The organism is Streptomyces sp. NPDC059080 (genome assembly GCF_042739975.1).
Lineage (GTDB): Bacteria > Actinomycetota > Actinomycetes > Streptomycetales > Streptomycetaceae > Streptomyces > Streptomyces benahoarensis.
In genome coordinates this window covers 42,730-43,637 of the sequence record NZ_JBHYGX010000048.1, presented here as the reverse complement: position 1 = coordinate 43,637, position 908 = coordinate 42,730, and the positions used below count along the sequence as shown (strand labels likewise).

Here is a 908-nt window from a genome sequence, read left to right as displayed (position 1 = left end):
CCCCCGCCCCGGACGCCGCCGCCCCGGCCCCTCCTGCCGCCGCACCCGCCGCGCCCCCGGCCGCGCCCGCCCCGTACGCCGATCAGGCCGCGCTGGACGCGCTCCCGGGGAGCGTGGCGTGGGACGAGCGGCCGACGGTCGCCGGGCGCCGGTCCTCGCGCCGTACCGCCGCGCTCGCGGCGGGCGCCGCGGTCGCCGTCATCGGGCTGGGCTTCGGCGGCGGCTGGCTGCTGTGGGGCCAGGGTGGCGCGCCCGCCCCGAAACCCGCCCCGCACACCTCGACGGCCAGCGGCCGGGCGTCGTACCCGGAGCTGCCCACGGAGCCCATGGAGCCGACGCCGACCGGCACCGGCCTCCCCGCGGGCTTCCACCTCGTCCACAACACCGACAAGGACTTCACCCTCGCCGTACCGGAGGACTGGCAGCACGACTCCCGCACGGACGGTGAGTTCTACACGTCGCCGGACGAGCGCGGGCTGGTGCAGGTCTTCGAGATCCGCGAGCCGGACGAGACGCCCCGGCACTCCCTCGCGACCGCCGCGAAGAACCTGGCGGGCAACCCCGGCTACACGGAGATCGAGCGCGGCGCGTTCGGCGACGGCGCGCCCTCCCCGGACGCCGCCAAGCTGATCTACGCCTACGACAGCGCGCAGCTGGGCGAGCGGGTGCAGGTGGTGGACTGCGCGTTCAGCACGGACGACGGGCGCCAGTTCGCGGTGCTGGTCCGCGGCCCCGCCACGGACTGGCCGCAGCAGGAGACGACGCTCCGGGCGGCGCTCAACACGTTCGTCCCGCATGGGTGAGGGCGGGACGGGCGCCTGACGGCGGGGCGGGCGCCTGACGGGGGAGCGGGCGCCTGACGGGCGGGCCGGGGGCGGCGGCCCGCCCGGCCCGTGGCCCGCCCGTCA

The 908-nt window shown here is 78.4% G+C and carries 1 protein-coding gene; it reads left to right on the top strand.

Going from position 1 to position 908, the window contains the following annotated elements:
* Nucleotides 1–803 (top strand): hypothetical protein (locus tag ACFWWQ_RS26355; RefSeq protein WP_384600917.1); only part of this gene is annotated, 803 nt, incomplete at its 5' end.
* Nucleotides 804–908: the final 105 nt, after the last annotated feature.